General features: G+C 70.1%; 4 protein-coding genes. 1 reads left to right on the top strand and 3 read right to left on the bottom strand.

The window, feature by feature from the left end:
• The coding region (locus tag VF794_RS26860) for a serine hydrolase domain-containing protein (protein WP_331115230.1) at positions 1-1,009 on the bottom strand (1,009 nt) is incomplete at its 3' end.
• Between the two features lie 107 nt (positions 1,010-1,116).
• On the opposite strand from VF794_RS26860, the gene VF794_RS26855 reads away from it, so the two are divergent.
• Complete coding sequence (locus VF794_RS26855) at positions 1,117-2,103, top strand: aldo/keto reductase (RefSeq protein WP_331115228.1); 987 nt, start codon at positions 1,117-1,119, stop codon at positions 2,101-2,103.
• 9 nt (positions 2,104-2,112) lie between these two features.
• Here the strand turns inward: VF794_RS26855 and VF794_RS26850 are convergent, their stop codons facing one another.
• Both VF794_RS26850 and VF794_RS26845 read right to left on the bottom strand, forming a co-directional pair.
• Positions 2,113-2,499: a VOC family protein gene (locus tag VF794_RS26850; protein WP_331115227.1), complete on the bottom strand. Its 387-nt coding sequence runs from the start codon at positions 2,497-2,499 to the stop codon at positions 2,113-2,115.
• Positions 2,496-4,299 (bottom strand): PAS domain-containing protein (locus VF794_RS26845; protein ID WP_331115225.1); only part of this gene is annotated, 1,804 nt, incomplete at its 5' end. The genes VF794_RS26845 and VF794_RS26850, both read right to left, overlap by 4 nt.

Raw genomic sequence — 4,299 nt, 5'->3', positions numbered from 1 at the left:
GCATCAGCACCAGCAGGGATTGGAACAGGTACGCGCCCCCCGTGTGCCCGATGAGTCGCTGGCCACCGAGGTGGAACTCCATGAAGCCGTGCGCCCACCCGCTCAGCCTGGGGTCATGTGTGAAGTGCTGGCGGTGCATCCTCCGCACCGTCTCCTCGCGCAGGATGCGGTGGCCCTCGTGCTGTCCGCCCTGGAGGTGCGCGAGCATGAACCTCGCCAGGTCCGTGGCGGTCGTGCTCAGCGAGCCCCCGGACGCCACCACCACCTGCTCCAGGGGCTGTGCGCGCGGGCTCCCGTCCTCGAGGGTGTGTCCCAGCGCCATGTCGGCGGCGAGCTCTGGCGGCACCGTCCTCCCGAAGAAACTGTGCCTCATCCCCAGTGGCTCCAACACGTTCTCCCGCAGGTAGCGCTCGAAGGGCAGGCCCGACACCCGCTCGACGATGTGCTCGGCCAGGGCCGTGCCGTAGTCGGAGTACGCCGAGAGCTCGCCCGGAGGCCGCACCCGGGCCGGCATGCGCCGCCGCAGGTACTCGGTCAACGAGTCGGGGGGAGGGCCCTCCGCCCAGAGGCGCTCGGGCACCTCGAAGCCCCCCGCGTGTGCCATCAGGTGCGCGAGCGTGAGGGGCTGGGGATGGGTCGCTGGGAGCCGCACGTCGTCCAGGTATGTGTGGAGGTCGGCGTCCAGGTCCAGCCGCCCCCGCTCCACGAGCTGCATCACCGCCGTCCAGACGAACAGCTTGCCGATGGAGGCCACGCGGAAGAGGGTCCGGTCCGCCACCACGGGGACGCGGTGCTCGGCGTCCGCGAAGCCGTAGCCCCGTGCCAGCACCACCTGGCCGTCTCGCACCACCGCCACCGTCGCCCCGGGGATGTGGTGGGTCGCGAGCTGCGCGGTGACCACTCGCTCCACGAGTGACTCCAATGACTCCGGCTCTCCAGGGGGGAGCACGTCGGCCCGGGCCGTCGCCGCCACCAGGGCGAGCACGAGCACCAGGAGGGACGGGCTCATGGGCGCTCCTGGCGGCTTGGACATGGTCGCGCAGGTGTAATCGGAATGTGGACGGCGCACCACCGGGTCGCTAACAAGGGACGCCACACGGACACGGGAGGGCTGTCATGGAGCAGAGGGCACTCGGCAAGCAGGGATTGAAGGTCTCCGTTCAGGGCCTGGGCTGCATGGGGATGAGCGAGTTCTACGGCGCGGGCGACGAGAAGGAGTCGATCGCCGTCATCCACCGTGCGCTGGATCTGGGCGTGAACTTCCTCGACACGGCGGACATGTACGGGCCCTTCACCAACGAGAAGCTGGTGGGCAAGGCCATCGCCGGTCGGCGCGACCAGTTCATCGTCGCCACCAAGTTCGCCAACATGCGCGGCGAGGATGGCGCCTTCCTCGGCATCAGCGGCAGGCCCGACTACGTCCACAAGGCCTGCGACGCCTCGCTGAAGCGGTTGGGCGTCGACCACATCGACCTCTACTACCAGCACCGCGTGGACCCCACCGTTCCCATCGAGGAGACCGTCGGGGCCATGGGCCAACTGGTGAAGCAGGGCAAGGTCCGCTTCCTCGGTCTGTCCGAGGCCGCGCCCGAGACGCTCCGCCGTGCCCACGAGGAGCACCCCATCTCCGCGCTCCAGACCGAGTACTCCCTCTGGAGCAGGGAGCCGGAGGAGGAGATCTTCCCCACCATCCGCGAGCTGGGCATCGGCTTCGTCGCCTACAGCCCGCTGGGACGTGGCTTCCTCACCGGCCGCTACCGCCGCTTCGAGGACCTCGAGCCCAACGACTGGCGCCGCAACAACCCGCGCTTCCAGGGGGAGAACTTCACGAAGAACCTCCAGCTCGTGGACAAGATCAACGAGCTGGCCGCGCGCAAGAACGTGAAGGCCTCGCAGCTGGCCATCGCCTGGGTGATGGCGCGGGGGCAGGACCTCGTCCCCATCCCCGGCACCAAGCACGTGAAGTACCTCGAGGAGAACATCGCCGCGGCGAGCATCCGGCTCTCCGCCGAGGAACTGCGCGACATCGACGCCATCGCCCCGAAGGGAGTGGCGGCCGGCACCCGCTACCCCGAGGCGGGCATGCGGAGCGTTCACCGCTGAAGCGTGGGTTCAGGCCGCCGTGTTGGGGAAGTGCGGGTTCTCGATGAGCCCGAACACGTTGCCGAACGGATCCTTCACGGTGGCCACGCGGATGCCTCCGCCCACGTCCTTCACGGGGCTGGCGGGTTCGGCGCCGAGCTTCATCAGGCGCTCCCAGGCCTGATCCGCGTTCTCCACGCCCCAGTAGGGGACAGGGCCCCCGGCCCCCGGCTTCGCCGCCGAGGTGTCCGGGTCCAGCCCCAGCTCGAAGCCCCCCACGTTGAAGCCGACGTAGAAGGGCTCGTCGAAGTACGGCGCGGTGCCCAGCACCTGGCTGTACCAGGCTTTCGCCTTGGCCAGATCCGTCACGGGGTAGAGGGTGGTGCGCAGGCCGAGGATGGGAGGGGGTTTCGTCATGGTGTCCGTGAGGTTGGGATCCGGCGTGGCAACCGGACCGTGAAGCGGGTGCCTTCCTTCTCGTTGGAGGTCACCCCGATGCGGCCACCGTGGGCCAGCACCAGTTGCCGGGTGATGTAGAGCCCCAATCCCACGCTCCCCGCCCCTGTGCCCGCCTGTCGCCCCCGGCGGAAGGGCTCGAAGAGGTCGGGCAGGAGGGCGGACTCGATGGGCGCGCCCGTGTTGCCGACCTCGAGCAGGACCTCGTCGTCCATCCCCTCGCAACGCACCAGGATGGGCGTGTCCGGGGCGCTGTGTTGGAGCGCGTTGCCCACGAGGTTGCCGAGCACCTGCGCGAGCCGGTCCCCATCCCACTCGCCCGTGCCATCGCCCTGCTGGGACAGCTCCAGCTGCCGCTCCGGGTGGCTGGCGACATGCTCCTCCACCACGCCGCGCGTCAGCTCGAAGAGGTCCATCTTCTTGCGCTTCACGGAGATGCCGCCGCCCAGCCGCGCCTGGCTGAAGTCCAGCAGGTCGCGGATGAGGCGGGTGGCCCGGTCCGACGCGGAGATGATGCGGGTGAGGCTCTTGCTCTGCCGCTCGTCCAGCCCCTCGCGCGCCAGCAGCATGGAGGCCGAGATGCGGATGACGCTCAGTGGGTTGCGCAGGTCGTGGCTGACGATGCCGAGGATCTGCCGCTCGAAGTCGGCGAGCTGGCGCGCCTCGGCCTCCTGCTGCTTCTGGGCGGTGATGTCCACGCAGGCGCCCGTCATGTAGAGGGGCTTTCCGCTCGCGTCCACGAACGTCTTGCCCTTGCCGCTCAGCCAGTGGAGCTGCCCGTCCTGGCGCACCACGCGGAAGTCCAGCTCGAAGTCCGCGCCCTCGCGCTCGCACGCGGCGTAGCGGCGCTCCATCTCCACCCGGTCCTCGGGGTGGACCAAGGTGAAGACGTCGTCCATCCGCTGCACCGTCCGGCCCGGCGCCAGCCCGAAGAGCTGATCCAGGTTCTCGTCCCACTCGAGGGCGCCGGAGCGGATGTCCCAGCGGAAGGTGCCGGTGCCGCTCGCCCACAGGGCCGCGCGCAGCCGCTCGTCGCGCTCCTGGAGCGTGGCCTCCATCCGCTCGCGCTCGGCCAGCACCTCGCGCAGTTGCGTCTCGCTCGCCTCGGCGGCGGCGCGGGCCTGCTGCGCGGCCTCCTGGTTGCGCTTCTGGTCATCGATGTCGGCGTTGGTGCCGAACCAGCGGACGATGCGGCCACGCGCATCCCGCATGGGCAGGGCGCGCACGAGGTGCCAACGGTAGCGCCCGTCGGCGCGCCGGATGCGGACCTCCGTCTCGTAGGGCTCGCCCGTGGCCACGCTGTGCTGCCAGCGCTCGTTCATCCGCGGCAGATCCTCCGGGTGGACGGCCCGCTGCCACTGCGAGGCGTCACCCACGGGCAGGCCGGTGTCCTCGATGCCGCGGCGGCTGATGTAGTCCAGCAGCCCATCCGGCCGACTCGTCCAGATGGGGTGCGGCAGCACCTCGGCGAGGGTGCGGTACTGGAGCTCGGCCTCGTGCAGGCGCAGGGTCTGCCGCAGCAGGTGCGACAGCCGCTCCGGGGTGAGGGCCGACTTGCTGAGGTAGTCGGTGGCGCCGGCCTTCATCAGCTCCACGGCGATGTGCTCGTCGCCCTGGCCGGTGAGCATGATGATGGGCGTCTCCACCAGGGCGGAGCGGGCCTTGCTCAGCACCTCCAGCCCGTCCTGGCCCGGCATCTGGAAGTCCATCAGGGCGCAGTCGAAGGCCTGCTCCATCAGCGCGGCGAGCGCGGCCGTGCCA

It is taken from the genome of Archangium sp., from assembly GCF_036389735.1.
In the GTDB taxonomy this organism is placed as follows: Bacteria; Myxococcota; Myxococcia; order Myxococcales; family Myxococcaceae; genus Archangium.
This window is presented reverse-complemented; position numbering and strand designations above follow the sequence as displayed.